We start from the raw sequence: 24,415 nt of genomic DNA, 5'->3' as shown, positions 1-24,415 counted from the left end.
AAGCCGGCCCGCCAGCCGTGGGCCGCAGAACGGGTCATACACTATGTCGCCACTTTCAGCCGCGTTACAGGCTCAGGCACAGCAGGTTGTGCAGCGTTTTCAGGAAGTTCACGGCGCGGACTGCGCCTTTAGCGAACAGGAGCAGTGGGTGCTGGCGTCGAGCGACTTCGTCAGCGACGCACTGCTCGCCCAACCGGCCTGGCTGGCGACGCTGCGCGAACAGCCGCCGGCGCCCGGCGAGTGGCAGCACTATGCCGCCTGGCTGCAGGACGAGCTGGAAGAGGTGCGCGATGAGGCGCAACTGATGCGCACGCTGCGTCTGTTTCGCCGTGAAACGCTGGTGCGCATCGCCTGGGCGCAGGCGCAGGGGCTGTGTTCGACCGAAGAAACGCTGCTGCAGCTGAGCGGATTGGCGGAAACGCTGATCGTCAGCGCGCGCGATTGGCTGTACCAAACCTGTTGCCGCGAGTGGGGCACGCCGTGCAATGCCGACGGTGAACCGCAGCCGCTGCTGATCCTCGGCATGGGCAAGCTGGGCGGCGGCGAGCTGAACTTCTCGTCGGACATCGATCTGATCTTCGCTTACCCTGAAAATGGTCAAACCCAGGGCGGGCGGCGCGAGCTGGACAATGCCCAGTTCTTCACCCGCCTGGGCCAGCGGCTGATCAAGGCGCTGGATCAGCAGACCATCGACGGCTTCGTCTATCGCGTCGACATGCGGCTGCGGCCGTTCGGCGACAGCGGCCCATTGGTGATGAGCTTCGCGGCGCTGGAAGACTACTATCAGGAACAGGGGCGCGACTGGGAGCGCTATGCGATGGTGAAGGCGCGCCTGATGGGCGGGGCGGAAGACGCCTACAGCCAGGAGCTGCGCAAAACGCTGCGGCCGTTCGTGTTCCGTCGCTATATCGATTTCAGCGTCATCCAGTCTTTGCGCAACATGAAGGGCATGATCGCCCGTGAAGTGCGGCGGCGCGGCCTGAAGGACAACATCAAGCTAGGCGCCGGCGGCATTCGCGAAATCGAATTCATCACCCAGGTATTTCAGCTGATCCGCGGCGGCCGTGAGCCGGCGCTGCAGGGGCGTTCGCTGTTGCCGACGCTGCAGGCGGTGGGTGAGCTGGGGCTGCTGGAGGCCGAGCAGGTGCGGGCGCTGAGCGCCGCCTACCTGTTCCTGCGGCGGCTGGAGAATCTGCTGCAGGCGATCGGCGATCAGCAAACCCAGACGCTGCCGCAGGATGCGCTCGACCAGGCGCGGCTGGCCTGCGGCATGGGGCTGGCGGATTGGCCGGCGCTGATGGCGACGCTGGAGGTGCACATGCAGGCGGTGCGGGCGGTGTTCGACGATCTGATCGGCGACGATAGCCCGGATGTCGGCGAAGATCCCGACTACCAGCACTATCACAGCCTGTGGCAGGACGCGCTGGAGGAAAACGAGCTGGCGCCGCTGACGCCGCACCTGGACGAAGAGGGGCGCCGACAGATGCTGCGCACCATCGCCGATTTCCGCCATGACGTCGACAAGCGCACTATCGGCCCGCGCGGCCGCGACGTGCTCGATCAGCTGATGCCGCGCCTGCTGGCGGAGGTGTGCCCGCGCCAGGACGCGCCGACCGCGCTGGTGCGGCTGGCGCAGCTGCTGCTCAGCATCGTCACCCGCACCACTTACCTCGAGCTGCTTGTGGAGTACCACGCGGCGCTCAGCCATCTGATCCGTCTGTGCGCCGCTTCGCCGATGGTTGCCAACCAGCTGTCGCGCTACCCGCTGTTGCTGGACGAACTGCTGGATCCGGCCACGCTGTATCAGCCGGTGGCGCTGGACGCCTACCGCAGCGAGCTGCGCCAGTACCTGCTGCGGGTGCCGGAAGACGACGAAGAGCAAAAGCTGGAGGCGCTGCGCCAGTTCAAACAGGCGCAGCAGCTGCGCATCGCCGCAGCGGATATCGCCGGCGCGCTGCCGGTGATGAAAGTGAGCGACCACCTGACTTATCTGGCGGAGGCGATCATCGACGCGGTGGTGCAACAGGCCTGGAGCGACATGGTGGCGCGCTACGGCCAGCCGACCCATCTGCAGGAGCGCGAAGGGCGCGGCTTTGCGGTGATCGGCTACGGCAAGCTGGGCGGCTGGGAGCTGGGTTACAGTTCCGATCTCGATCTGGTGTTCCTGCTGGATTGCCCGCCGGAGGTGATGACCGACGGCGATCGCTGCATCGACGGCCGCCAGTTCTACCTGCGGCTGGCGCAGCGGGTGATGCATCTGTTCAGCACCCGCACTTCCTCCGGCATTCTGTATGAGGTGGACGCGCGTCTGCGGCCTTCCGGCGCCGCGGGGATGCTGGTCAGCACCGTCGAGGCGTTCGCCGATTACCAGCAAAACGAAGCCTGGACCTGGGAGCATCAGGCTCTGGTGCGCGCGCGCATCGTGCACGGCGACCCGGCGCTGCACCAGCAGTTCGACGCGATTCGGCGCGAAATCCTGTGCAAAACGCGTGATGCGGAGACCCTGAAGCGCGAAGTGCGCGAGATGCGCGAAAAGATGCGCAACCATCTCGGCAACAAGCAGCGCGATCTGTTTGATATCAAAACCGATGAGGGCGGCATTACCGACATCGAATTTATCGCCCAATATCTGGTCTTACGCTATGCGCCGGATGAACCGCGGCTGACGCGTTGGTCAGACAACGTGCGCATCTTCGAGCTGATGGCCAATTACGACATCATGCCGGAAGAGGAAGCGCGCGCGCTGACCCAGGCCTATGTCACCATGCGCGACGAGATCCACCATCTGGCGCTGCAGGAGCATTCCGGCAAGGTCGGCAGCGAGCTGTTCACCGCCGAGCGCGAGCAGGTGCGCGCCAGCTGGGCCAAATGGCTGGATTAATACCTTTTTGCGGGTATTCCGGCGGTCTGTGGTAATATCTGCGCCACTAAAATTTTGTTCTTTTTTGGAGTTATCGGATGAAAGTTACGCTGCCTGATTTTCGCCGCGCCGGTGTGCTGGTGGTCGGTGACGTCATGTTGGATCGCTATTGGTATGGGCCGACCAGCCGCATTTCACCGGAAGCCCCGGTGCCGGTGGTCAAGGTCGACACCATCGAAGAGCGTCCCGGCGGCGCGGCTAACGTGGCGATGAACATCGCTTCGCTGGGCGCCAATTCCCGCCTGGTGGGCCTGACTGGCATCGACGATGCGGCGCGGGCGCTGAGCGCCAAGCTGAATGAAGTCAACGTGCGCTGCGACTTCGTCTCGGTGCCGACCCATCCGACCATCACCAAGCTGCGCGTGCTGTCGCGCAACCAGCAACTGATCCGTCTCGACTTCGAAGAAGGCTTCTCCAACGTCGATCCGCAGCCGATGCTTGAGCGCATTCAGCAGGCGCTGCCGCAGATCGGCGCGCTGGTGCTGTCCGATTACGCCAAGGGCGCGCTCAGCCAGGTGCAGGGCATGATCCAACTGGCGCGCGCCGCCAAGGTGCCGGTGCTGATCGATCCGAAAGGCTCTGACTTCGAGCGCTATCGCGGCGCGACGTTGCTGACGCCGAACCTGTCCGAGTTCGAAGCGGTGGTGGGCCACTGCAAGGATGAGGCGGAGCTGGTGGCGCGCGGCATGAAGCTGGTGGCGGATTTCGAGCTGTCGGCGCTGTTGGTCACCCGTTCCGAACACGGCATGACGCTGCTGCAGCCGGGCGTTGAGCCGCTGCACCTGCCGACCCAGGCGCAGGAAGTGTTTGATGTGACCGGCGCCGGCGACACCGTGATCGGCGTGCTGGCCGCCTCGCTGGCCGCCGGCAATTCGCTGGAAGAGTCCTGTTTCCTGGCCAACGCCGCCGCCGGCGTGGTGGTGGGCAAGCTCGGTACTTCCACCGTGTCGCCCATCGAGCTGGAAAACGCGGTGCGCGGCCGGGCCGAAACCGGCTTTGGCGTGATGACCGAAGCGCAGTTGAAAACCGCTGTTGCTCAGGCGCGTCAGCGCGGCGAGAAAGTGGTGATGACCAACGGCATTTTCGACATTCTGCACGCCGGCCACGTCTCCTATCTGGCCAACGCCCGCAAGCTGGGCGACCGCCTGATCGTGGCGGTGAACAGCGACGCCTCGACCAAACGCCTGAAAGGGGAAAAACGCCCGGTCAACGCGCTGGAGAATCGCATGATCGTGCTGGGCGCGCTGGAAGCGGTGGATTGGGTGGTGCCGTTCGAAGAGGACACGCCGCAGCGCTTGATCGCCGACATTCTGCCGGATCTGCTGGTGAAAGGCGGCGATTACAAACCGGAAGAGATTGCCGGCAGTGCGGAAGTGTGGGCCAACGGCGGCGATGTCAAAGTGTTGAACTTTGAAGACGGGCTGTCGACCACCAACATCATCAAAGCGATCAAAGACGGGCGCGGCTAACGCCGGGCGACCGAAAGAACAAGGGCGCGCGGTTCAGGTGCGCGCCCTTGGCGGGAATTTATTCGTCTTCCTGTTTGGCTGCCGGTGCCGCGCTCAGCTTGCTTTCCAGCTCGGCCATGCGCTGTTCCAACAGCGCCAGCTTCTCGCGGGTGCGCAACAGCACCTGAGTCTGCACGTCGAACTCTTCGCGGTTAACCAAATCCAGGCGGGTCAGCTGCGACTGCAGCACCTGACGGATTTTTTTCTCAACGTCTTCCCCGAATTCACGAACGCCTTTAGGCATGGACTCATGAACCTGGCGTGCGATTTGTTCGATTTTTTTCGGGTCAATCATGGCGTATCCCTTTCAGAGTTTAATTGCTGCCGCTTAGTGTAATGCGAGTTGCCCGCCGGATAAACACCATTAAGCGCATTCGCCGCGCGTGGCCGAATTGTGCTTTTGCCAATTGCCCTGCCTACCCATTAGCGTTATAGTCATCCTGCTTATTCTCAGGGCGGGGTGAAAGTCCCCACCGGCGGTAAATCACCTTCTACGGTGAAAGCCCGCGAGCGCTCAGCCAGCCTGTAAAGGCCGGTTAGAGGTCAGCAGATCCGGTGCAATTCCGGGGCCGACGGTTATAGTCCGGATGGGAGAGAGTAACGGTATCTGCCGGGCTTGCGCCCGCTTGCGTTATTTTTTTAGCTATTGCTAGCTACTCCTCAAGATCGCCCTGGTTCTGGTAATCCATAATTTTTAATGAGGTTTTTTACCATGAATCAGACGCTACTTTCAGACTTCGGCACGCCGACAGAACGCGTTGAACGCGCGATTGACGCACTGCGCAACGGGCGCGGCGTAATGGTGCTCGATGATGAAAATCGTGAAAACGAAGGTGACATGATCTTCGCCGCGGAAACCATGACCGTTGAGCAGATGGCGCTGACCATTCGCCACGGCAGCGGTATCGTGTGCCTGTGCATCACCGAAGAACGCCGTCAGCAGCTTGAGCTGCCGATGATGGTGACCAACAACTCCAGCCAGTTCCAGACCGCCTTCACCGTGACCATCGAAGCGGCGCAGGGTGTGACCACCGGGGTTTCCGCTTCCGATCGCCTGACCACCATCCGTGCGGCGGTGGCAGACAGCGCCAAGCCGAGCGACCTGAACCGTCCGGGCCACGTATTCCCGCTGCGCGCGCAGCCGGGCGGCGTGCTGAGCCGTCGCGGCCACACCGAAGCGACCATCGATCTGGTTTCCATGGCCGGTTTCAAACCTGCCGGCGTGCTGTGTGAGCTGACCAACGACGATGGCAGCATGGCGCATGCGCCGGAAGTGATTACCTTCGCCAAACAGCACGACATGGTGGTGCTGACCATCGAAGATCTGGTGGCCTACCGCCAGGCGCACGAGAAAAAAGCCAGCTGATAGCCGGCCGCTTTCAACGATAAAAAAGCCGCGTTACGCGGCTTTTTTGTATCTACCGTTCTGACAGGCGTTCGTCGATGCGGCTGGCGTAATTCATCACGTGGAAGGTGTAGTTCTCCTCCACCGTGCCCTGGAACAGATGCGCCCAGGGGCCGATGGCGTAGATGCCGAGATCTTCTCCTCCGTGGGTCTCGCTATTCAGCGGCACCAGCGCCGGCTGAATAAAGTCGGGCGCGGTGGCCTGTTCCATGGTTAATGCCGGGCGTTCGGTCAGCGGGATCGCGCCGCCGGGGCCATTGGCGAAGCCGACGGTGGTGTAAGGCTTGCCGTCGCTGCCCAGCCGCGGTTTGCCGTCGACGCCGACGGAAATGCCGAGGATAGGATTACCTCGCTTGGCATAGCCGGCGATGGTCAACGTGTGGCTGTGATCGCCGGTCACGATCACCAGAGTTTCGTCCAGATTGACCTTATCGACGATGGTTTTCACCGCCTTGTTCAGGGCGACCGCGTCGCTCAGCGTGCGGTAGGCGTTACCGTTGTGGCTACCGTGATCGATGCGTCCCCCCTCCACCAACAGCAGGTAGCCTTCGGAATTCCTGGCCAGAATATCGATGGCCTTGCCGGTCATTTCTGCCAGCGAAGGCTCTCCCGCCGCGTCTTGCCGCCGATCGTGCTCGAAGTTCATGTGCGACGGCTCGAACAGGGCCAACAGGTGGTCGACTTTGGCCGGTTCGATTTTGGCGAACTGCGCCTGATTCCAGACATATTGCCCACGCTCGCCATAGCGTTGTAGCCAGGCCTGCGTCAGATCGCGGCCATCCTTTCTGGCGCCTTTTTTACCGGGATATTCCGGATCGCTCACGCTGTCGGGCAGGAAGTTGGCGCGCCCGCCGCCCATCGCCACGTTGAGGCCGTTGCCGTACTTCATTTCCACCAGTTGGCGCGCGATGTCGCGGCAGCCTGCGGCCAGGGCCGCTGCCGGCATTTTTGCGTCGGATTCCCAATCGCGGTTGGCGATATGGGCATAGGTGGCGCCCGGCGTGGCGTGGGTGATGGTCGCGGTCGTCACGGCGCCGGTGGCCATGCCAAGCGTTGCGGCCATCTCCCACAGCGTGGTGACGGCTTTGGTTTGCTGGTCCTCGCAATTGTTGAGGGTAGCCGTATGGTCGAGGCCCATCAGATCGTTGATGGTTTTGACGCCGGTGGTCATCGCCACTGCGCTGGGCGCGGAGTCGGTGATTTGGGCGTCGGCGGAGTAGGTTTTGGCCGCCGCCAGATAGGGAAAGGCCTCCCAGGCCAGCACGTTGGATTCGCCGTCCACGCCGCGCTGCTGCCCTTCAAAAATGCGGGCGGCGGTCACGGTGGAAAATCCCATGCCGTCACCGACTACCAGAATGACGTTTTTGGCGCGGTTGATATTTGGTGCCTGTTTCAGTCGCTGTTGCAGCTGAGCTTGTGCCTGAAGGAAGTAAGGGTCTTCGCGCTGCGTCAGCTGCGCGTTGTCCGCCGCGCCGGTGGTTGCCGTCCAGCCGGTGAGCAAGGACATGGAAAGCGCCAGGCGGGTTGCCAGTGTGAGTCTGAACATGAATTCCTCCTTGGTGAGACGTAATTCCCATTGCGCGGCGGGGTTGCCTGCTCCCGTCGGCAGAGGAGGAGTGTATAGATTGATTTAACAAAAAATACATAAATTGTTCACAAATTAGATCTGTGTGGCAGTAATGTCATGGCATTCATGTGGCTTATTAATTTATTGAAATATATGGATTTTTATCTTTCTATTTGCCAGCGCATTCCTTCGTCTTTAATTCAAATTTATTGAACATCTTCATCACGGTTATCCGGCTGTGTTGGTGCGGCAAAGCGCGTAATGTAGCGGCATAGCACAATTTGAACTAAGGATCTCCTTATGAATACCTCTCGTATGCCGGCACTGTTTCTTGGCCACGGTAGCCCGATGAACGTGCTGGAAGACAACCGTTACACCCGGGCATGGCGTGCGTTGGGTGAGTCATTGCCGCGCCCGAAGGCGATCGTGGCGGTTTCCGCGCATTGGTATACCCGCGGCACTGCGGTCACCGCGATGGAAAAACCCAAAACCATTCACGACTTCGGCGGGTTCCCGCAGGCGCTGTTTGATACCCGTTATCCGGCGCCAGGTTCTCCCGCGCTGGCTGCGCAGTTGCAGCGCATGCTGGCGCCGGTGCCGGTGACGGCCGATCTCGGTGAGTGGGGGTTGGATCACGGCACCTGGGGCGTGTTGATCAAGATGTATCCCAATGCCGACATCCCGGTGGTGCAGCTCAGCGTCGACGGCACGCAGCCAGCGGCCTATCATTATGAGCTGGGGCGCAAACTCGCTGCGCTGCGCGATGAGGGCGTGATGATCGTCGCCAGCGGCAACGTGGTGCACAACCTGCGCATGGTGAAATGGCAGGGCGATACCAGCGCCTACCCGTGGGCGGAATCGTTCAATAACTTTGTCCGGGATAACCTGCGTTATCGGGGCGAAAACCATCCGCTGGTGGATTTCATGCGCCATGAGGGGGCTGCGCTGTCGAATCCGACGCCGGAACACTATCTGCCGTTGCTGTACGTGCTTGGCGGTTGGGATGGCAAAGAGGCCATCAGCGTGCCGATCGACGGTATCGAAATGGGAGCGCTGAGCATGCTGTCGGTGCAGGTGGGCTAAAGAAAAACGCCAGTCAGAGACTGGCGTTTTTGTCTTCGGCGGGGCGATCAGCCGAGGATGGTGTGCGGATAGAAGCGCGACAGATCCTGCGTGATCAGTTCGCGATCTTCGCGCAGGCCGATACCGCAAGGCTGATCGTTCACCAGCCAGCTGCCGATCAACGTGTAGCTGTCTTCAAACTTCGGCAGCGGGTGGAACTGCTGCACGATCATGCCTTCTTCACCATAAGGTCCGTCCACACGCGCCACTTCCTGACCGTTTTCGACGATCTGGATATTGGCGCCTTCGCGTGAGAACAGCGGCTTGGTGACGTAATGATCCATCGGCGGATGATCGTCTTGCGCGAAATAAGCCGGCAACAGATTCGGGTGGTTCGGGAACATTTCCCACAGCAGCGGCAGCAGCGCCTTGTTGGAGATGATGCTCTTCCAGGCCGGCTCCAGCCAGCGCACGCCGGCGTCTTCGAGCTTGGTGGAGAACATCTCGCGCAGCATGAATTCCCACGGGTAGAGCTTGAACAGGTTGCCGATCACCTGATCCTGCAAATCGGTAAACTGGCCTTTCTCGCCGAGGCCAATATCTTCCATGAACAGGAACTCGGTCGGCAGACCGGCTTCCTGCGCGCAGTCCTGCAGATATTGCACCGTGCCGCGATCTTCTTCGCTGTCCTGGCAGCAGGCCAGGTGCAACAGGCCAAAACCGTGATGCGCTTTCAGCTCGGCGAAACGCTCGATCAGCTTCTCCTGCAGGCTGTTGTACTGATCCGACTCCGGATCCAGTTTGCCTGCGTTGATCTGGTCTTCCAGCCACAGCCACTGGAAGAAGGCCGCCTCATACAGCGAGGTTGGCGTATCGGCGTTGTTCTCCAGCAGCTTCGGCGGGTTGACGCCGTCATAGGCCAGATCGAGACGCGAGTACAGCGATGGCTGGTTGGTGCGCCAGGAGCTGCGTACGAACTCCCAGGTGTGTTTCGGGATGCAGAACTTGGCCATCAGCTCGTCGCTGCCGACCACTTTTTCCACCACCTGCAGGCACATCTGGTGCAGTTCGGCGGTGGCGTTTTCGATCTCTTCAATCTGCGCCAGCGTGAACTGGTAATAGGCGTCTTCACACCAGTACGGCTCGCCGTACATGGTGTGGAAACGGAAACCAAACTCGGTCGCTTTTTCACGCCAATCCGGGCGCTCGGTAATAGCAATACGTTTCATGCATCAACCGCCCATGCTGCGAGAGCCGGAGTTGGAGGTGGCGCTGCTGCGCTGCATGCTGGTCTGCTTGGCCACGGTCTCGCCGAAGCCGCCGCGGGTCACGGTGTTGGTGACCGCAGGCTTCGGCGCCATGGCGGTTTTCGGCACCGTCATGGTGCGGCCGCCGGCGGTGGCCGGGCCGTAGCTCTTGCCGCTGGCGTCGACAAACTTGCCGTTCGCCGGGCTGGCGGCGTTCTTGGAGGTGAACAGCGGCTGCTGCGCGAAGCCGGAACCGCCCATCAGGCGACCCATCATGTAGCCCGCCATCAGCGGCATCCAGAAGCTGCCGCTGCTTTGCGATTCCGCCGCCATGCCGGCCTGCGCCGGAGCCTGGGTGCACTGCGCTTCGCCGAATTCGGCGACGCAGTCTTCGCGGGTGGCGTATTTCGGCGCGGTTTTCGCCGCTTCTTGCAGGGCGTTGTTGTAGGAGGTGGTGCACTGCTCGCTCATCGAAGGATTGGCGCGCGAACAGTCATCGGCATTCTGATACAGGGAGACCGTTTCATCGCTTTTCTCGCAGCCGGCCAGCATAAAGACGGCGCTGATCGCCAAAGCCACGGGCGCGACACGGTAGCTGCGCCAGGATTTGCGGAACGTCTCTTGGTTGATGTTTTTTGTCCGTTTCATCGTTATCAATCCCATCATGCGGGCTGTTTTCGCCCTTTCCCAGTAGTGGCGCTAAGGATAGGGGAAACATGGTCAAAATTAAAGCTGAAACGCCCGCAGAATCGACTCTTTACGCAGTTATACGTTGGGGTGTGCGCCAGTTCGCTTTCGCGGCGAAAAAACGCGCATTGGCGTTTCATCATGAAACGTTGTCGCTATGATGATGTTCCATAATGGAACAAAAATCGCGAAGCTCGCCAGGCGGGCAGCGGTCGCTCATAGTCGAAGCACAACAACAAGCCGGCGGCGAAGTCGGCGCGTCATCACCTGATATCTGAACGTTACCATCGCCAACTCCCTACAAGGATCCGGTTATGTTGAGAATCATCCAGTCACCAGGCAAATATATTCAGGGCGCCAATGCGCTGGCCGCCGTCGGCGAATACGCCAAATCCCTCGCCGATCACTATCTGGTGATCGCCGACGACTTCGTGATGCAGCTGGCGGGCGACACCCTAATGGGCAGCCTGCAGCAGCACGGCGTGAAACATCATGCGGCCCGCTTCAACGGCGAATGCTGCCGCAAGGAGATAGACCGGCTCGGCCATGAGCTGCAGGCTCACGGCTGCCGCGGCGTGATCGGCGTCGGCGGCGGCAAGACGCTCGACACCGCCAAGGCCGTGGCGCACTACCAACAGCTGCCGGTGGTGCTCATTCCCACCATCGCCTCCACCGATGCGCCGACCAGCGCGCTGTCGGTTCTCTACACCGAACAGGGCGAATTCGCCGAGTACCTGATTTACCCGCGCAACCCGGACATGGTGGTGATGGACAGCGCCATCATCGCCAAAGCGCCGGTGCGTCTGCTGGTGGCCGGCATGGGCGACGCGCTCTCCACCTATTTCGAAGCCCAGGCCTGCTTCGACGCCCAGGCCACCAGCATGGCCGGCGGCAAATCGACGCTGGCGGCGCTCAGCCTGGCGCGGCTGTGTTATGACACGCTGCTGGCGGAAGGGGTGAAAGCCAAACTGGCGGTCGAGGCCGGCGTGGTGACGGAAGCGGTGGAACGCATCATTGAGGCCAATACCTATCTGAGCGGCATCGGCTTCGAGAGCAGCGGGCTGGCGGCGGCGCACGCCATTCACAACGGTTTTACCGTGCTGGAGGAGTGCCACCACCTGTATCACGGCGAGAAAGTGGCGTTCGGCACCCTGGCGCAGCTGGTGCTGCAGAACAGCCCGATGGCGCAGATTGAAACCGTGCTGGCGTTTTGTCATGGCATCGGCCTGCCGATCTCGCTGGCGCAGATGGGCGTCACCGGCGATGCGGCAGCGAAGATGATGGCGGTGGCCGAAGCCAGCTGCGCCGCCGGCGAAACCATTCACAACATGCCGTTCAAGGTTACTCCCGCGGGCGTGCAGGCGGCGATCCTGACGGCGGATCGGCTGGGCGCCGCCTGGCTGCAGCGTCATTGATATCGTTGGGGCGCGGTGCGCCGCGCCCCTGTTCTTACAGAGGAAACCATCGTGAAAAAACTGATTAATCAGGTCGAGTCGGTGTTGGAAGAGCAGTTGCAGGGGCTGGCGGAGGCCCATCCCGAGCTGCTGGTGCACGCGGATCCGCTGTTCGTGACCCGCGCCGACGCGCCGGTGGCGGGCAAGGTGGCGATCCTGTCCGGCGGCGGTAGCGGCCACGAGCCGATGCACTGCGGTTTCGTCGGCGAAGGGATGCTCGACGGCGCCTGTCCGGGCGAGATTTTCACCTCGCCGACGCCGGATAAAATGTACGAGTGCGGCCAGGCGATCGACGGCGGCGCCGGGGTGCTGCTGCTGATCAAGAACTACACCGGCGACGTGCTCAACTTCGAAACCGCCACCGAGCTGCTGCACGACAGCGGCGTCGCGGTGGCGACGGTGCTGGTGGATGACGACGTGGCGGTCAAAGACAGCCTGTTTACCGCCGGGCGGCGCGGGGTGGCCAACACCGTGCTGATGGAGAAACTGCTGGGCGCCGCCGCGGCGCGCGGCGACGATCTGGACAGCGTGGTGACGTTAGGGCATCGCATCAATAACCACGGGCATTCGATCGGCATCGCGCTGGGCGCTTGTACCGTGCCGGCCGCCGGCAAGCCGTCGTTCACCCTGGCGGAGAACGAAATGGAGTTCGGCGTCGGCATTCACGGCGAGCCGGGCATTGCGCGCCGTCCGTTCACCACGCTGAACGCGGCGGTGGACGACATGTTCCATACGCTGATCGACCACGGCCACTATCAGCGCACGATCCGCGTCTGGGATCGTCAGCAGGGCGAGTGGCGCGACGAGATGCAGACCAAGCAGCCGCTGACGCGCGGCGATCGGGCGATCGCGCTGGTCAACAACCTGGGCGCCACGCCGCTGTCTGAGCTGTACGGCGTATACCATCGGCTGGCGGAGCGCTGCGCCGAGGCGGGCATCATCATTGAGCGCAATCTGGTGGGCTCTTACTGCACTTCGCTCGATATGCAGGGCGTGTCCATCACGCTGTTGAACGTGGACGACGAGCTGTTGTCCTTGTGGGATGCGCCGGTGAAAACGCCTGCGCTGCGTTGGGGTTGCTGAGGAGGAATCATGGCGTTGACCAAACAACAGGTTGTCGATTGGCTGATGCGTTGCGGCGAGGTGTTCAGCCGGGAGCGCGATTTTCTGACCCGGCTGGACACCGAGATCGGCGATGCCGACCACGGTTTGAACATGAATCGCGGTTTCAACAAGGTGGTGGAAAAGCTGCCGTCGGTGGCGGACAAGGACATCGGCTTCATCCTGAAAAACACCGGCATGACGCTGCTGTCGAGCGTGGGCGGCGCCAGCGGCCCGCTGTTCGGCACCTTCTTCATCCGCGCGGCGCAGGCGGCGAACGCCAAGCAAAGCCTGGATCTGGCGGAGCTGCATCAAATGATGCAAGAGGGGGTTGAAGGCGTGGTGATGCGCGGTAAGGCGGAGCCGGGCGACAAGACCATGTGCGACGTCTGGTGGCCGGTAGTGGAGAGCCTCGGGCAGTCCGCGCAGCAGAACCTGAGCGTGGCGGAGGCGCTGCAGCGCGCCGCCGACAGCGCCGAGCGGGCGGTGGAGAGCACCATTACCATGCAGGCGCGCAAGGGGCGGGCCAGTTACCTGGGCGAGCGCAGCATCGGCCACCAGGATCCCGGCGCCACTTCGGTGATGTTGATGATGAAAACGCTGGCCGAGGTCGCCGGCAGCTAGCAGGAGGCGAGATGATTAATATCGTGGTGGTTTCGCACAGCGCGTTGCTGGCGCGCGGCGTTGAGCAACTGGCGCGGCAGATGATGCGCGGCGACGGCTGCAAACTGGCGCTGGCGGCGGGCGTGGATGACGAGCAGCACCCGATCGGCACGGACGCCGTCAAAGTGATGGAGGCGATCGAAGCGGTCGCCGACGGCGACGGCGTTCTGGTGCTGATGGATTTGGGCAGCGCGCTGCTCAGCGCCGAAACTGCGCTCGATCTGCTGGACCCGGATTTGGCCGCCAACGTGCGGCTGTGTGCGGCGCCGCTGGTCGAAGGCACGCTGGCGGCGGTGGTGGCCGCCAACTCCGGCGCCTCGCTGGAGCAGGTGGTGGCGGAGGCGCAAGGCGCGCTGCAGGCCAAACAGGCGCAGCTGGGCGAGGGCTCGCCGGCCGCGAAAAGCGCGGCTTTGCCGCTGGCGCAGGGCAAAAGCGCAACCTGGACGGTGCAGAACCCGCACGGGCTGCATGCGCGCCCGGCGGCGCGGCTGGTCGAGACGCTGGCGCCGTTCAAGGCTGAGCTGGTGCTGGAAAAGCAGGGGCAGTGCATCGATCCGCGCAGCCTCAATCAGCTGGCGCTGCTGCAGGTGCGCCACGGCGACACCATTCGCCTGATCGCCGACGGCGCGCAGGCGGACGAAGCGCTGGCAGCGTTCAAAGCGCTGGCGGAACAACATTTCGGCGAGACGGTTTCCGAGCGGCGGCAGCCTTCGCTGCATGGCATTCCGGTGGCGGAAAGCGTCACCAGCGGGCCGGTGTTCCAGGCCCACAGCTTCTGGCCGCCAACCGTCGATCGACGAATCGGCGCGGACGAGGTGTTGGGCGAACAGCAACGCCTGCGTGAGGCGCTGCAGCACACGCTGAGCGATCTGAACCGGCTGGCGGAGCGCACCGGCACACTGATCGGCAAGCCGCAGGCGGCGATCTTCGGCGCCCACAGCATGCTGCTGGACGATCCGGATCTGCAGCAGGCGGCGTACACCCGCATCGCGCAGCAGTTGTGCAACGCCGAGCAGGCCTGGCGACAGGTGCTGGAGGCGATCGCCGAAGAGTACCGCGAGCTGGATGACGACTATATGCGGGCGCGCGAACTGGACGTGCGCGACATGCTGCGCCGCACGCTGTGCCATCTGCAGGGGCTGCCGTTACCGACGATTGCGCTGGCAGAGCCGTCGATACTGGTGATGGACGAACTGATGCCTTCGGAGGTGGTGATGCTCGACAGGCGGCTGGTGCTCGGCATCTGCCTGAGCGGCGGCAATGCCCTGTCGCACAGCGCCATTCTGGCGAAGGCGATGGGCATGCCGATGGTGGTCGGCATGCAGGATTGCCTGAGCAAAACCCGCAGCGGGCAAAAGGCGATGCTGGACGCCGCGCGCGGGGTACTGCAGCTCAGCCACTAGGCGCGCAGCTTGAACTGGCGGATGTCGATCCCGTGCTGTTTGATCTTCCGCCACAGCGTGGTGCGGCCGATGCCCAGCAGCTGCGCCATTTCCGTCAGCTGGCCGCGGCTGACGGTCGCTGCGCGCAGGATCGCCTGGCGCTCCATGTCCGTCAGCGTCAGCAGCGGCGCGCCGGGCTGCGGATCGCTTTCCAGCAGCGACGGCTGGCCGAGCAGGTGCGCCGGCAGATCCGCCAATTGGATGTGGTGGCCGTGGCAGATCATTGCCGCGCGCTCCACCACCCCTTTCAGTTCCAAATCGTTGCCCGGCCACAGGTAGAGCGCCAGCTGGGCCATCACTTCATCATCCACCCGAAAGCGACACTGAAAATGTTGCTCCAGCGTGCGCAGATGGTGTTTGACCAGCAGCGGAATATCGCTCAGCCGCTGGCGCAGCGGCGGGATCTGGAGCTCGAACGCCTGCAGGCTGTAAAACAGCTGGCGGCGGAAGCGGTTTTGCTGCACCAGCAGCGGCAGATCGGCTGCGCTGCCGGCGATCACCCGCACATCGACGGGGATCACTCGGCTGGAATTGAGGCGGATCACCACGCCGGTTTTCAGCACCTGCAGCAACGCCGATTGCATCTCCGCCGGCAGGTATTCGATCTGTTCGAGATACAGCGTGCCGCCGTTGGCCAATTCGAATTTGCTGAGCTGGCCCGCCTCTTCTTCGCTGGCGTCGCTGCCCAGCAGTTCACGCAGCCCCTGCGCCTGCGGCAACAGCTGGCAGTTGAGGGCGATATAAGGCCCGGCGGCGCGTTCGCCGGCGTTGTGGATAGCCTGGCTGAGCCGCTCTTTGCCGACCCCTTCCTCCCCGCGCAGCAGGATTGGATGCTGGCCCTTGGCCGCCTGCTGCCCGTAACGGATCAGCCGCCGCATCTCCAGCGAGGCGGAGGGCATTTGCTCGAAGCTGTGGCTGACGCGCCCCAGTTGGCTGCTGACGTACTGGCGCAGCCGCTCGAGCGGGTGCAGCAGGGCGATGAAACTGCAGCGATCGCCGTCGAAAATCGGCTTGAGCGTCAGCAAGGCGGCGATAAACTGCCGCTGGCTTTCGAAAGTGACTTCGACGTGTTGCAGCGGCTGCCGGTCGGCGATGGCGCGCTTGAGCAGGGCGGGCAGCGTCAGCAGCTGCGCCAGCGGTTTACCCTGGCTCTGCTGCTCGTCCAGCTTCAGCAGGCCGGCGGCGCGCTGGTTGATGTATTGCAGGTAGCCACGGTGATCCCAGGCCATGACGCCGTCGTCCACCCCGTCCAGCAGGCCGTAAAGCTGATTCAGATGGCGGTTGGATTCCGCCAGCAGGCCGTCGGCGTTCAGCGAGTTGCCGATTTCGCGGGCGATGGCCAGCGTCAGCGACAGATCGCCGGCGGCGCAGTCGGCCAGCAGACAGCCCAGCGCGATCGAACCGCGCTGGCGGCCGCTGTTGTCGTAGACCGGCGTGGCGCAGAACGACCAGCCGTGCAGCGCCCGGCGCACGTGCTCCCCGCCGCTCACCCGCACCGGATGGCCTTCCGTTGCCGCCAGCGCCGGGGCGTTGGTGCCGATCTGCCCTTCGGCCCAGTAAGCGCCGGGGGCGAACCCCAGTTGCTGTAAATGCTCCCAGGTTTGGGCGTCGCCGCAGCGCCACAGCATGCAGCCGCTCTCGTCGAGGATCATCAGCAGGCAACGACGCGGCTCCATGTACTCGCAGGCGTCTTCCAGCGCCGCCTGGCCGAGCGTCAGCAGATCGTTCTTGCGGCGGCAAATCGATTCGAAGGTGGCGCCCTGAGCGCGGTGCGGTGCTTGCCAGACGTCGGGCTGCATCAGGCTGCGGCAGCGCAGCCAGGAGGCGTAAACCGCCTGTGCCGGGCGCAGCGGCGGTGGCAGTTCGCCGTCGTTAATCAGCCGCTGCCAGCGTGAATCGTTGTCCATCGAACCTCATCCAGACTGCGAAAACGAGAGTGACGATGATACCACCTGACGTGGCGGCGGCTGTGAGACGGCGGGCAGAAGTGGTGAAATCGAGGCAAAAAAAACGGGGCGCGGCGCAGGCCGGACCCCGTGTTCATCAATGTGCGCGCATCAGTTGCGGAATGGGTTACCGCTGTTGCGTACCGGTTGGCTGGTGGTGGCGGCCGGCGCGGATGCGCGAGTGGCCGCCGGTACCGGCGCCGCGGTTTGCTGCATTGGCGCATTGTCCTGATAACCGTCCGCATAGGCGTCCTGCGCGCGGTTCTGCGGCGCCACGGCGTCAGGTGCGGTCGACACCGGTTTGCCCAACGCGCCATTCAACAGCAGCAGATCGTTCTGGTTCAGCGTGCCGAGCGCCGACTTGATGTTCAGCTGGTTGATCAGATAGGTATAACGCGCGTCGGACAGCTGACGTTTGGCGTTATACAGGGTGGTGGTGGCGTCCAGCACGTCGACGATGGTGCGGGTACCGACCTGATAACCGGCTTCCATCGCGTCCAGGGAGCTTTGCGCGGAGATCACCGCCTGTTTGTAGGCGTTGATGCTGCTGATCGAGGCGTTAACGTTGTTGAACGACGAACGCACGGTCTGCACCACGCTGCGGTGTGAGCTTTCCAACTGCTCGCTGGCGCCGACGAAGCCGTACTGCGCTTGTTTGACCTGCGAGTTGGTCGCGCCGCCGCTGTACAGCGGCAGGTTGAAGCTGATGCCGACCTTATTTTGGCCCGCATCGGAGTCGCTGTAGCGTGCGGCATTCGCGCCGCCGGTGTTGGAGCCGTTGTATTTGGTATTGCTGATGCCGGTTGACGCGCTGACGTCAATCGTCGGCATATAGCCGGTTTGGGCTGCGCGGATTTGCTCGCGCGCCAGATCCTGGCTCAGACGGGCGGACAGCAGGCTCAGGTTGCGCGCTTCCGCTTCTTTCAGCAGGTTGTTCACCGCTTCCGGGCGCTGGGTACTGAAGCGATCGGTATTCAGCGAGGCCAGCTCCGGGTAGAAGGCCCCGGTCACCTGGCGCAGCGTTTCCAGCGCGTTATCCAGATCGTTGCGGGCGGAGACTTCCGCCGCCAGCACGGTGTCATAGTTCGAGCGGGCGTTCTGCACGTCGGTGATCGCCACCAGGCCCACGTTGAAGCGCTGGGTGGTTTGATCCAGCGTGCGGTATACCGCATCTTTCTGCGCCTGGGTATAGGACAGCGTGTCGATCGCCTTCAGCACGTTGAAGTAGGCGGTGGCGGTGTTGAGAATCAGCGACTGCTCAGCGGTCTGGAAGGTGACGTCGGAGATGCCGGCGGTCTTTTCCTGCAGCGTCAGCTGGCGCCATTTCGACATGTCGAAAATAGTTTGCGTCAGCGCCAACGAACCGCTGGTCACGTTGCTGTTAACGCCATTGCTGTCACGATAACCGTTGGTGTAATCGTAACCTGCGGTTAAACCGAGCTGCGGCAGCAACGGGCTGCGCGCTTCATTGATCTTTTCGAATGCGGCGTCGCGGTCAGCAGCACTTTTGCGCAGATCCGGGTTACTTTCCCTGGCCTGTTTGTAGACCTGCAGCAGGTTCTCTGCCTGGCTCATTGCACTGAAGCCGCCCAGGCTCAGTCCGATAAGAAGGGGGAGCAGTTTCTTCATTTGCATTCCTTGTTGTGCAGCAATATTGCTATGTTAGCGCTGACGATAGACGAAATAGTTGCCGATTCTAGCAGAGTCTGGGGTACGCATCAGGTGGCTGAATGTGCCATCTCACGTAACTTTTACCTTTCAGACCGCCCATTTACCTTGGCGTACTGCCCGGGTCGACTGCAGCTGATATTATGGCTGACAATCCGGATTGTTTCCCGCTATTACCTGCGAGCGCACAAACGTGCCGCATCCGGCGGCGGAAAACAGCCTAACATAAAGCCGCGGCGGAGAGTCCCGCTGTTTCTGTCATCAAAACCGATTATTTTATCGGCATACTCAAGCAGGAGAATTCGCGCATGAACCGTTCGCAGCCGTCGCCCGTAACTTTCGAGAAAAAAGATGTAGAAATTATTGCACGCGAGACGCTGTACCGTGGTTTTTTTTCACTCAATTTATACCGGTTTCGCCATCGGTTGTTCAATGGCGAAATGAGCCCTGAAATCACGCGTGAAATTTTCGAACGCGGCCATGCGGCGGTGCTGCTGCCCTACGATCCGGTGCGTGACGAGGTTGTGCTGATTGAACAACTGCGCATCGCCGCGGTTGATACCAGCCATTCGCCCTGGCTGCTGGAAATGGTGGCGGGTATGATCGAGACCGGCGAAAGCGTCGAGGACGTGTGCCGCCGCGAAGCGCAGGAGGAGGCCGGCGTGATGGTCGGGCGCTGCAAGCCGGTGCTGAGCTACCTGGCCAGCCCCGGCGGTACCAGCGAACGTCTGTCGATCATGGTCGGTGAGGTGGACGCCGGTACCGCCGAGGGCATCCACGGCCTGGCGGAAGAACATGAAGATATCCGCGTCCACGTGGTCAGCCGCGAGCAGGCTTACCGCTGGGTTGAGGAGGGCGCGATCGATAACGCCGCATCAGTGATTGCATTGCAATGGCTGGCGTTGCACCATGAATCGTTGAGAAAAGAGTGGGCCAACTAATGAAACAGCGCTATACCCCTGATTTCCCCGAAATGATGAGATTGTGCGAAACCAACTTCGCGCAATTGCGCCGCTTGCTGCCGCGCAACGACGAAGCGGGCGAAACGGTGACTTATCAGGTGAACGGCGCCGGCTATCGTTTGACCATCGTTGAGTCCACGCGTTACACGTCGCTGGTGGAGATCGAGCAGATCTTTCCGGCGGTCAGCTACTGGAGCCTGCCCGCGATGACGGTGCGGCTATACCATGACGCCATGGTTGCGGAAGTGTGTTCCAGTCAGCAGATCTATCGCTTTAAAGCGCGTTATGATTATCCTAATAAAAAGTTGCATCAACGCGACGAAAAGCATCAAATTAACCAGTTTCTTGCTGATTGGCTGCGCTACTGTTTGGCGCATGGAGCGATGGCGGTTCCGGTTTGTTAGACAGACTGAAATAACAAAGGACACCATTTGGAAAGCCTGTTTAAACTGCCCGTGGCGAGTGGGGCCGCGGTCAGGATTCTACAAATAACAGATACCCACCTTTTTGCCGGCGAACACGAGACGTTGCTCGGCATCAATACCTATCGCAGCTATCACGCGGTGCTGGACGCCATCCAGGCGCAGCGCCGCGACGTCGATTTGATCGTCGCCACGGGAGATTTGGCGCAGGATCATTCGCAAGAGGCCTACCGCCACTTCGCCGCCGGCATCGCGCAATTGCCGGCTCCCTGCGTGTGGCTGCCGGGCAACCATGATTTTCAACCGGCGATGGTCGATGCGTTGGCCGCCGCCGGCATCGCGCCTTCCAAACAGGTGCTGCTGGGCGACAGCTGGCAGGTGCTGATGCTGGACAGCCAGGTGTTCGGCGTGCCGCACGGCGAATTGAGCGAATACCAACTCGAGTGGATGGAGCGCTGCCTGCAGGCTCATCCCGAGCGCTATACGCTGTTGCTGCTGCACCATCATCCGCTGCCTTCCGGCTGTACCTGGCTCGATCAGCACAGCCTGCGCAACCCGCATATGCTGGGCGCGATCCTGCTGCGTTATCCGAAAGTGAATACCGTGGTGTGCGGGCACATTCACCAGGATCTGGATCTGGAATGGCAGGGCCGACGCCTGTTGGCGACGCCGTCCACCTGCGTGCAATTCAAGCCGCACTGCACGAACTTCACCATTGACGACGTCTCCCCCGGCTGGCGCTACCTCGATCTGCTGCCGGACGGCCGCGTCGAGACGCAGGTGTTCCGCCTGGAAAACGACGATTTCCGCCCCGATATGGACTCGGATGGATACTGATGCCTTCGACACTGCTCTACCTGCATGGTTTCAACAGTTCGCCGCAGTCGGCCAAGGCGGTGGCCTTCAAGGCCTGGCTGGCCGAGCACCATCCCGATATCGAGATGCTGGTGCCGCAGCTGCCGGCCTTTCCGGCGGAGGCCGCCGAAATGCTGGAGAATATGGTGCTGGAGCGCGCGGGCCAAACGCTCGGGCTGGTCGGTTCATCGCTGGGCGGCTATTACGCCACCTGGCTGTCGCAGTGTTTTTCGCTGCCGGCGGTGGTGGTCAACCCGGCGGTCAAGCCGTTTGAGCTGCTGGTCGACTATCTCGGTGCCAACGAGAACCCCTACACCGGCCAGCAATATGTGTTAGAGTCTCGGCACGTTTACGATCTGAAAGTGATGCAGATCGATCCCTTGGAGTCGCCGGATTTAATCTGGCTGCTGCAGCAAACGGGCGATGAAATTCTCGATTACGGCCAGGCAGTGGCGTATTACACCGCGTGTCGGCAAACGGTGGAGTCGGGTGGAAACCACGCCTTCGTCGGTTTCGAGCACTACTTCCCCCAGATTGTGGATTTTTTAGGGCTAAACGCGGTCTGACGGACCGTTCCGGCACCTCCCTTTAACCACGAAAAAATAATCAACGATGACTCAATCCAGCTATAACGCTGATGCCATTGAAGTACTCAGCGGTCTAGAACCAGTGCGCCGTCGTCCCGGCATGTATACCGACACGACGCGCCCAAACCACCTCGGCCAAGAGGTGATCGATAACAGCGTCGACGAAGCGTTGGCCGGTCACGCCAAGCGCATCGACGTGATTTTGCACGCCGATCAGTCGCTGGAAGTGATCGACGACGGCCGCGGCATGCCGGTGGACATCCACCCGGAAGAGGGCGTGCCGGCGGTTGAGTTGATCCTGTGCCGGCTGCACGCCGGCGGTAAATTCTCGAATAAAAACTACCAGTTCTCCGGCGGTCTGCACGGCGTGGGGATCTCGGTGGTCAACGCCCTGTCGAAGCGGGTGGAGGTCAACGTGCGCCGCGACGGCAACGTCTACGGCATCGCCTTCGAAAACGGCGACAAGGTGCAAGATCTGACGGTGACCGGCACCTGCGGCAAACGCAACACCGGTACCAGCGTGCACTTCTGGCCGGACGAGCAGTTCTTCGACAGCCCGCGTTTCTCGGTATCGCGCCTGACTCACCTGCTGAAAGCCAAAGCGGTGCTGTGCCCCGGCGTCGAGATCTATTTCATCGACAAGGTGAACAACACCGAACAGCGCTGGTGCTACCAGGACGGTCTGACCGACTACCTGATGGAAGCGGTCAACGGCCTGATCACCCTGCCGGAAGCGCCGTTCGTCGGCAATTTCGCCGGTGACACCGAAGCGGTGGACTGGGCGCTGCTGTGGCTGCCGGAAGGCGGCGAGCTGCTGACCGAAAGCTACGTCAACCTGATCCCGACCATGCAGGGCGGCACCCACGTCAACGGCCTGCGTCAGGGGCTGCTGGACGCGATGCGCGAGTTCTGCGAATTCCGCAACATTCTGCCGCGCGGCGTGAAGCTGTCGGCGGAGGATATCTGGGATCGCTGCGCCTACGTGCTGTCGGTGAAAATGCAGGATCCGCAGTTCGCCGGGCAGACCAAAGAGCGTCTCTCCTCGCGCCAGTGCGCGGCCTTCGTTTCCGGCGTGGTGAAAGACGCCTTCAGCCTGTGGTTGAACCAGAACGTTCAGGCGGCGGAACAGCTGGCCGAGCTGGCGATCTCCAGCGCCCAGCGCCGCCTGCGCGCCGCCAAGAAAGTGGTGCGCAAAAAGCTGACCAGCGGGCCGGCGCTGCCGGGCAAGCTGGCGGACTGCACCTCGCAGGATCTGGCCATGACCGAACTGTTCCTGGTGGAAGGGGACTCGGCGGGCGGATCGGCCAAGCAGGCGCGCGATCGCGAATATCAGGCGATCATGCCGCTCAAGGGCAAGATCCTGAACACCTGGGAAGTGTCTTCGGACGAAGTGCTGGCCTCGCAGGAAGTGCACGACATTTCCGTGGCGATCGGCATCGATCCTGACAGCGAAGATCTCAGCCAACTGCGCTACGGTAAAATCTGCATCCTGGCGGATGCGGACTCCGATGGCCTGCATATCGCCACGCTGCTGTGCGCGCTGTTCGTGCGCCACTTCCGCTCGCTGGTGAAAGGCGGCCACGTCTATGTCGCCATGCCGCCGCTGTACCGTATCGATCTCGGTAAAGAGGTGTTCTACGCGCTGGATGAAGAAGAGAAAGCCGGCGTGCTGGAACAGCTGAAGCGCAAGAAGGGCAAGCCGAACGTACAGCGCTTTAAAGGGCTGGGCGAGATGAACCCACTGCAGCTGCGCGAAACCACCCTCGATCCGAACACCCGCCGTCTGGTGCAACTGACGGTGGCAGAGGATGACGTCGATCAGACGCTGGCGGTGATGGACATGCTGTTGGCCAAGAAGCGTTCGGAAGATCGCCGCAACTGGCTGCAAGACAAGGGCGACATGGCCGAATTGGCGGTCTGAGCCTGACCCTGGCCTGGTGAAACGCCGGGCCTGCTTTCCCGCAGGGCGTTGCATGCGGCGCCCGTCAACCTGGGACGAACCGCGTGAAGATCACCCTCGAAGAGCTGCTGGCGTTCACTGCGGTGGTCGACAGCGGTTCGGTCACCGCCGCCGCCGATCGGCTCGGCCAAACCACCTCCGGCGTCAGCCGCGCACTCAGCCGCCTGGAAACGAAACTCGATGCTACGCTCTTGCGCCGCACCACGCGTCGCCTGAGCCTGACCGAAGAAGGGCAGAGCTTCCTGGCGCCTGCGCGCGAAATACTGCGTTCGGTGGATCAGGCCGAAGAACTGATGGCGCTGCGGCGCCAGCTGCCCGCCGGTCGGCTGCGGGTCAACGCCGCCGCCCCTTTCATGGCGCACGTGCTGGTGCCGATGGTGGCGGAGTTCCGCCGCCGTTATCCGCAGATTGAGCTGGAGCTGGACACCGACGATCGCAATATCGACCTGTTGGAGAAACGCGCCGATATCGCGATCCGCATCGGCGCGCTGCGTGACTCCACGCTCCATGCGCGCCTGCTGGGGCACAGCCGGTTGCGCATCCTCGCCAGCCCGGATTACTTGCAACGGCATGGCGAACCGCGCGGCGTGGAAGATCTGCACCGCCATTGCCTGTTGGGATTCACCTACCCGGAATCGCTGAACCAGTGGCCGCTGCGTCACCGGCAGGCGCGGCATTTCGCCATCGAACCGACGATCTCGGCCTCCAGCGGGGAGACGCTGCGTGAGTTGGCGCTGCGCGGAGCGGGCATTGTACAGCTGGCGGACTTCATGACCCGCCGCGATCGGGAAGCGGGCAGGCTGGTGCCGCTGTTGGTGCGGGAGACGCTGGACGTGCGTCAGCCGATCAACGCGGTGTATTACCACGACGCCCAGCTGGCAGCGCGCCTCACCTGTTTTCTCGACTACGTCAGCGCCCGCCTTGAGGGAGAGCCGCCAGAGGCCGCAGAGGGCCTCTGA

General features: G+C 62.3%; 20 protein-coding genes and 1 riboswitch. Of the genes, 14 read left to right on the top strand and 6 right to left on the bottom strand.

The features are described 5' to 3' along the window. Positions 1–43: 43 nt before the first annotated feature. Complete coding sequence (gene glnE / locus ACK3CV_RS21785) at positions 44–2,881, top strand: bifunctional [glutamate--ammonia ligase]-adenylyl-L-tyrosine phosphorylase/[glutamate--ammonia-ligase] adenylyltransferase (protein WP_164141351.1); 2,838 nt, start codon at positions 44–46, stop codon at positions 2,879–2,881. Positions 2,882–2,958: 77 nt separating this feature from the next. Continuing rightward, the gene (hldE, locus tag ACK3CV_RS21780) at positions 2,959–4,389 is read left to right on the top strand and encodes a bifunctional D-glycero-beta-D-manno-heptose-7-phosphate kinase/D-glycero-beta-D-manno-heptose 1-phosphate adenylyltransferase HldE (protein WP_033636072.1); all 1,431 of its coding nucleotides are present in this window, start codon (positions 2,959–2,961) and stop codon (positions 4,387–4,389) included. A gap of 58 nt (positions 4,390–4,447) precedes the next feature. Here hldE and ubiK read toward each other — a convergent pair whose 3' ends face one another. Then, positions 4,448–4,723, bottom strand: coding sequence for a ubiquinone biosynthesis accessory factor UbiK (gene ubiK / locus ACK3CV_RS21775; RefSeq protein WP_004937216.1), 276 nt, complete (start codon positions 4,721–4,723; stop codon positions 4,448–4,450). Between the two features lie 147 nt (positions 4,724–4,870). Next, a riboswitch (FMN riboswitch) is annotated at positions 4,871–5,031 on the top strand. A gap of 109 nt (positions 5,032–5,140) precedes the next feature. Between ubiK and ribB the strand changes: the two genes are divergently transcribed. Beyond that, positions 5,141–5,794, top strand: coding sequence for a 3,4-dihydroxy-2-butanone-4-phosphate synthase (ribB, locus tag ACK3CV_RS21770; protein WP_004937218.1), 654 nt, complete (start codon positions 5,141–5,143; stop codon positions 5,792–5,794). A 52-nt stretch (positions 5,795–5,846) separates the two neighbouring features. Here ribB and ACK3CV_RS21765 read toward each other — a convergent pair whose 3' ends face one another. Then, on the bottom strand, positions 5,847–7,379 hold the full coding sequence (locus ACK3CV_RS21765) for an alkaline phosphatase (RefSeq protein ID WP_164141353.1): 1,533 nt from the start codon (positions 7,377–7,379) through the stop codon (positions 5,847–5,849). A gap of 321 nt (positions 7,380–7,700) precedes the next feature. Between ACK3CV_RS21765 and ygiD the strand changes: the two genes are divergently transcribed. Continuing rightward, entirely contained in the window at positions 7,701–8,483 is a 783-nt protein-coding gene (gene ygiD / locus ACK3CV_RS21760; protein ID WP_047570468.1) for a 4,5-DOPA-extradiol-dioxygenase, read from the top strand. A 47-nt stretch (positions 8,484–8,530) separates the two neighbouring features. On the opposite strand, the gene ACK3CV_RS21755 is transcribed toward ygiD, so the two are convergent. Both ACK3CV_RS21755 and ACK3CV_RS21750 read right to left on the bottom strand, forming a co-directional pair. After that, on the bottom strand, positions 8,531–9,691 hold the full coding sequence (locus ACK3CV_RS21755) for a glutathionylspermidine synthase family protein (RefSeq protein WP_164141355.1): 1,161 nt from the start codon (positions 9,689–9,691) through the stop codon (positions 8,531–8,533). 3 nt (positions 9,692–9,694) lie between these two features. Further along, on the bottom strand, positions 9,695–10,357 hold the full coding sequence (locus tag ACK3CV_RS21750; RefSeq protein ID WP_025304315.1) for a DUF1190 family protein: 663 nt from the start codon (positions 10,355–10,357) through the stop codon (positions 9,695–9,697). A gap of 353 nt (positions 10,358–10,710) precedes the next feature. Between ACK3CV_RS21750 and ACK3CV_RS21745 the strand changes: the two genes are divergently transcribed. Genes ACK3CV_RS21745 through dhaM form a run of 4 tightly spaced genes read left to right on the top strand, consistent with a single transcriptional unit; the run spans position 10,711 to position 15,017 of the window. Continuing rightward, positions 10,711–11,811: a glycerol dehydrogenase gene (locus tag ACK3CV_RS21745; protein ID WP_039569331.1), complete on the top strand. Its 1,101-nt coding sequence runs from the start codon at positions 10,711–10,713 to the stop codon at positions 11,809–11,811. Positions 11,812–11,862: 51 nt separating this feature from the next. After that, complete coding sequence (gene dhaK / locus ACK3CV_RS21740) at positions 11,863–12,933, top strand: dihydroxyacetone kinase subunit DhaK (RefSeq protein ID WP_033649064.1); 1,071 nt, start codon at positions 11,863–11,865, stop codon at positions 12,931–12,933. A 9-nt stretch (positions 12,934–12,942) separates the two neighbouring features. Then, the gene (dhaL, locus tag ACK3CV_RS21735; protein WP_033636066.1) at positions 12,943–13,575 is read left to right on the top strand and encodes a dihydroxyacetone kinase subunit DhaL; all 633 of its coding nucleotides are present in this window, start codon (positions 12,943–12,945) and stop codon (positions 13,573–13,575) included. Between the two features lie 11 nt (positions 13,576–13,586). Beyond that, positions 13,587–15,017, top strand: a complete 1,431-nt coding sequence (dhaM, locus tag ACK3CV_RS21730) for a dihydroxyacetone kinase phosphoryl donor subunit DhaM (RefSeq protein WP_164141357.1) — start codon at positions 13,587–13,589, stop codon at positions 15,015–15,017. Here dhaM and dhaR read toward each other — a convergent pair. Both dhaR and hasF read right to left on the bottom strand, forming a co-directional pair. Continuing rightward, complete coding sequence (gene dhaR, locus ACK3CV_RS21725) at positions 15,014–16,963, bottom strand: dihydroxyacetone kinase operon transcriptional regulator DhaR (protein ID WP_164141359.1); 1,950 nt, start codon at positions 16,961–16,963, stop codon at positions 15,014–15,016. The genes dhaM and dhaR overlap by 4 nt on opposite strands. 150 nt (positions 16,964–17,113) lie before the next feature. Beyond that, positions 17,114–18,631 (bottom strand): multidrug efflux transporter outer membrane subunit HasF, encoded by a 1,518-nt coding sequence (gene hasF, locus ACK3CV_RS21720; protein ID WP_164141360.1) that lies wholly within the window; start codon positions 18,629–18,631, stop codon positions 17,114–17,116. A 347-nt stretch (positions 18,632–18,978) separates the two neighbouring features. Between hasF and nudF the strand changes: the two genes are divergently transcribed. The 6 genes from nudF to ACK3CV_RS21690 all read left to right on the top strand — a co-directional run bounded on the left by nudF (position 18,979) and on the right by ACK3CV_RS21690 (position 24,415). Next, the gene (gene nudF / locus ACK3CV_RS21715; RefSeq protein WP_164141362.1) at positions 18,979–19,611 is read left to right on the top strand and encodes an ADP-ribose diphosphatase; all 633 of its coding nucleotides are present in this window, start codon (positions 18,979–18,981) and stop codon (positions 19,609–19,611) included. Then, positions 19,611–20,036: a DUF1249 family protein gene (locus ACK3CV_RS21710; protein ID WP_004937244.1), complete on the top strand. Its 426-nt coding sequence runs from the start codon at positions 19,611–19,613 to the stop codon at positions 20,034–20,036. The genes nudF and ACK3CV_RS21710 overlap by 1 nt, the downstream gene beginning before the upstream one ends. A 27-nt stretch (positions 20,037–20,063) precedes the next feature. Beyond that, a complete protein-coding gene (cpdA, locus tag ACK3CV_RS21705; protein WP_033636061.1) occupies positions 20,064–20,891 on the top strand; it encodes a 3',5'-cyclic-AMP phosphodiesterase in 828 nt (275 codons plus the stop codon). Continuing rightward, positions 20,891–21,475 carry an esterase YqiA gene (gene yqiA, locus ACK3CV_RS21700; RefSeq protein ID WP_025304306.1) on the top strand — a complete coding sequence of 195 codons (585 nt, stop codon included), beginning with the start codon at positions 20,891–20,893 and terminating at the stop codon, positions 21,473–21,475. Before cpdA ends, yqiA begins: the two co-directional genes overlap by 1 nt. Positions 21,476–21,521: 46 nt before the next feature. After that, on the top strand, positions 21,522–23,417 hold the full coding sequence (gene parE, locus ACK3CV_RS21695; protein ID WP_025304305.1) for a DNA topoisomerase IV subunit B: 1,896 nt from the start codon (positions 21,522–21,524) through the stop codon (positions 23,415–23,417). An 83-nt stretch (positions 23,418–23,500) separates the two neighbouring features. Beyond that, positions 23,501–24,415, top strand: a complete 915-nt coding sequence (locus ACK3CV_RS21690) for a LysR substrate-binding domain-containing protein (protein ID WP_047570479.1) — start codon at positions 23,501–23,503, stop codon at positions 24,413–24,415.

The sequence above is a fragment of the Serratia sp. TSO36 genome, from assembly GCF_057808395.1.
The sequence above is the reverse complement of the archived record's forward strand: the minus strand, read 5'-3'. Positions and strand labels throughout refer to the sequence as shown.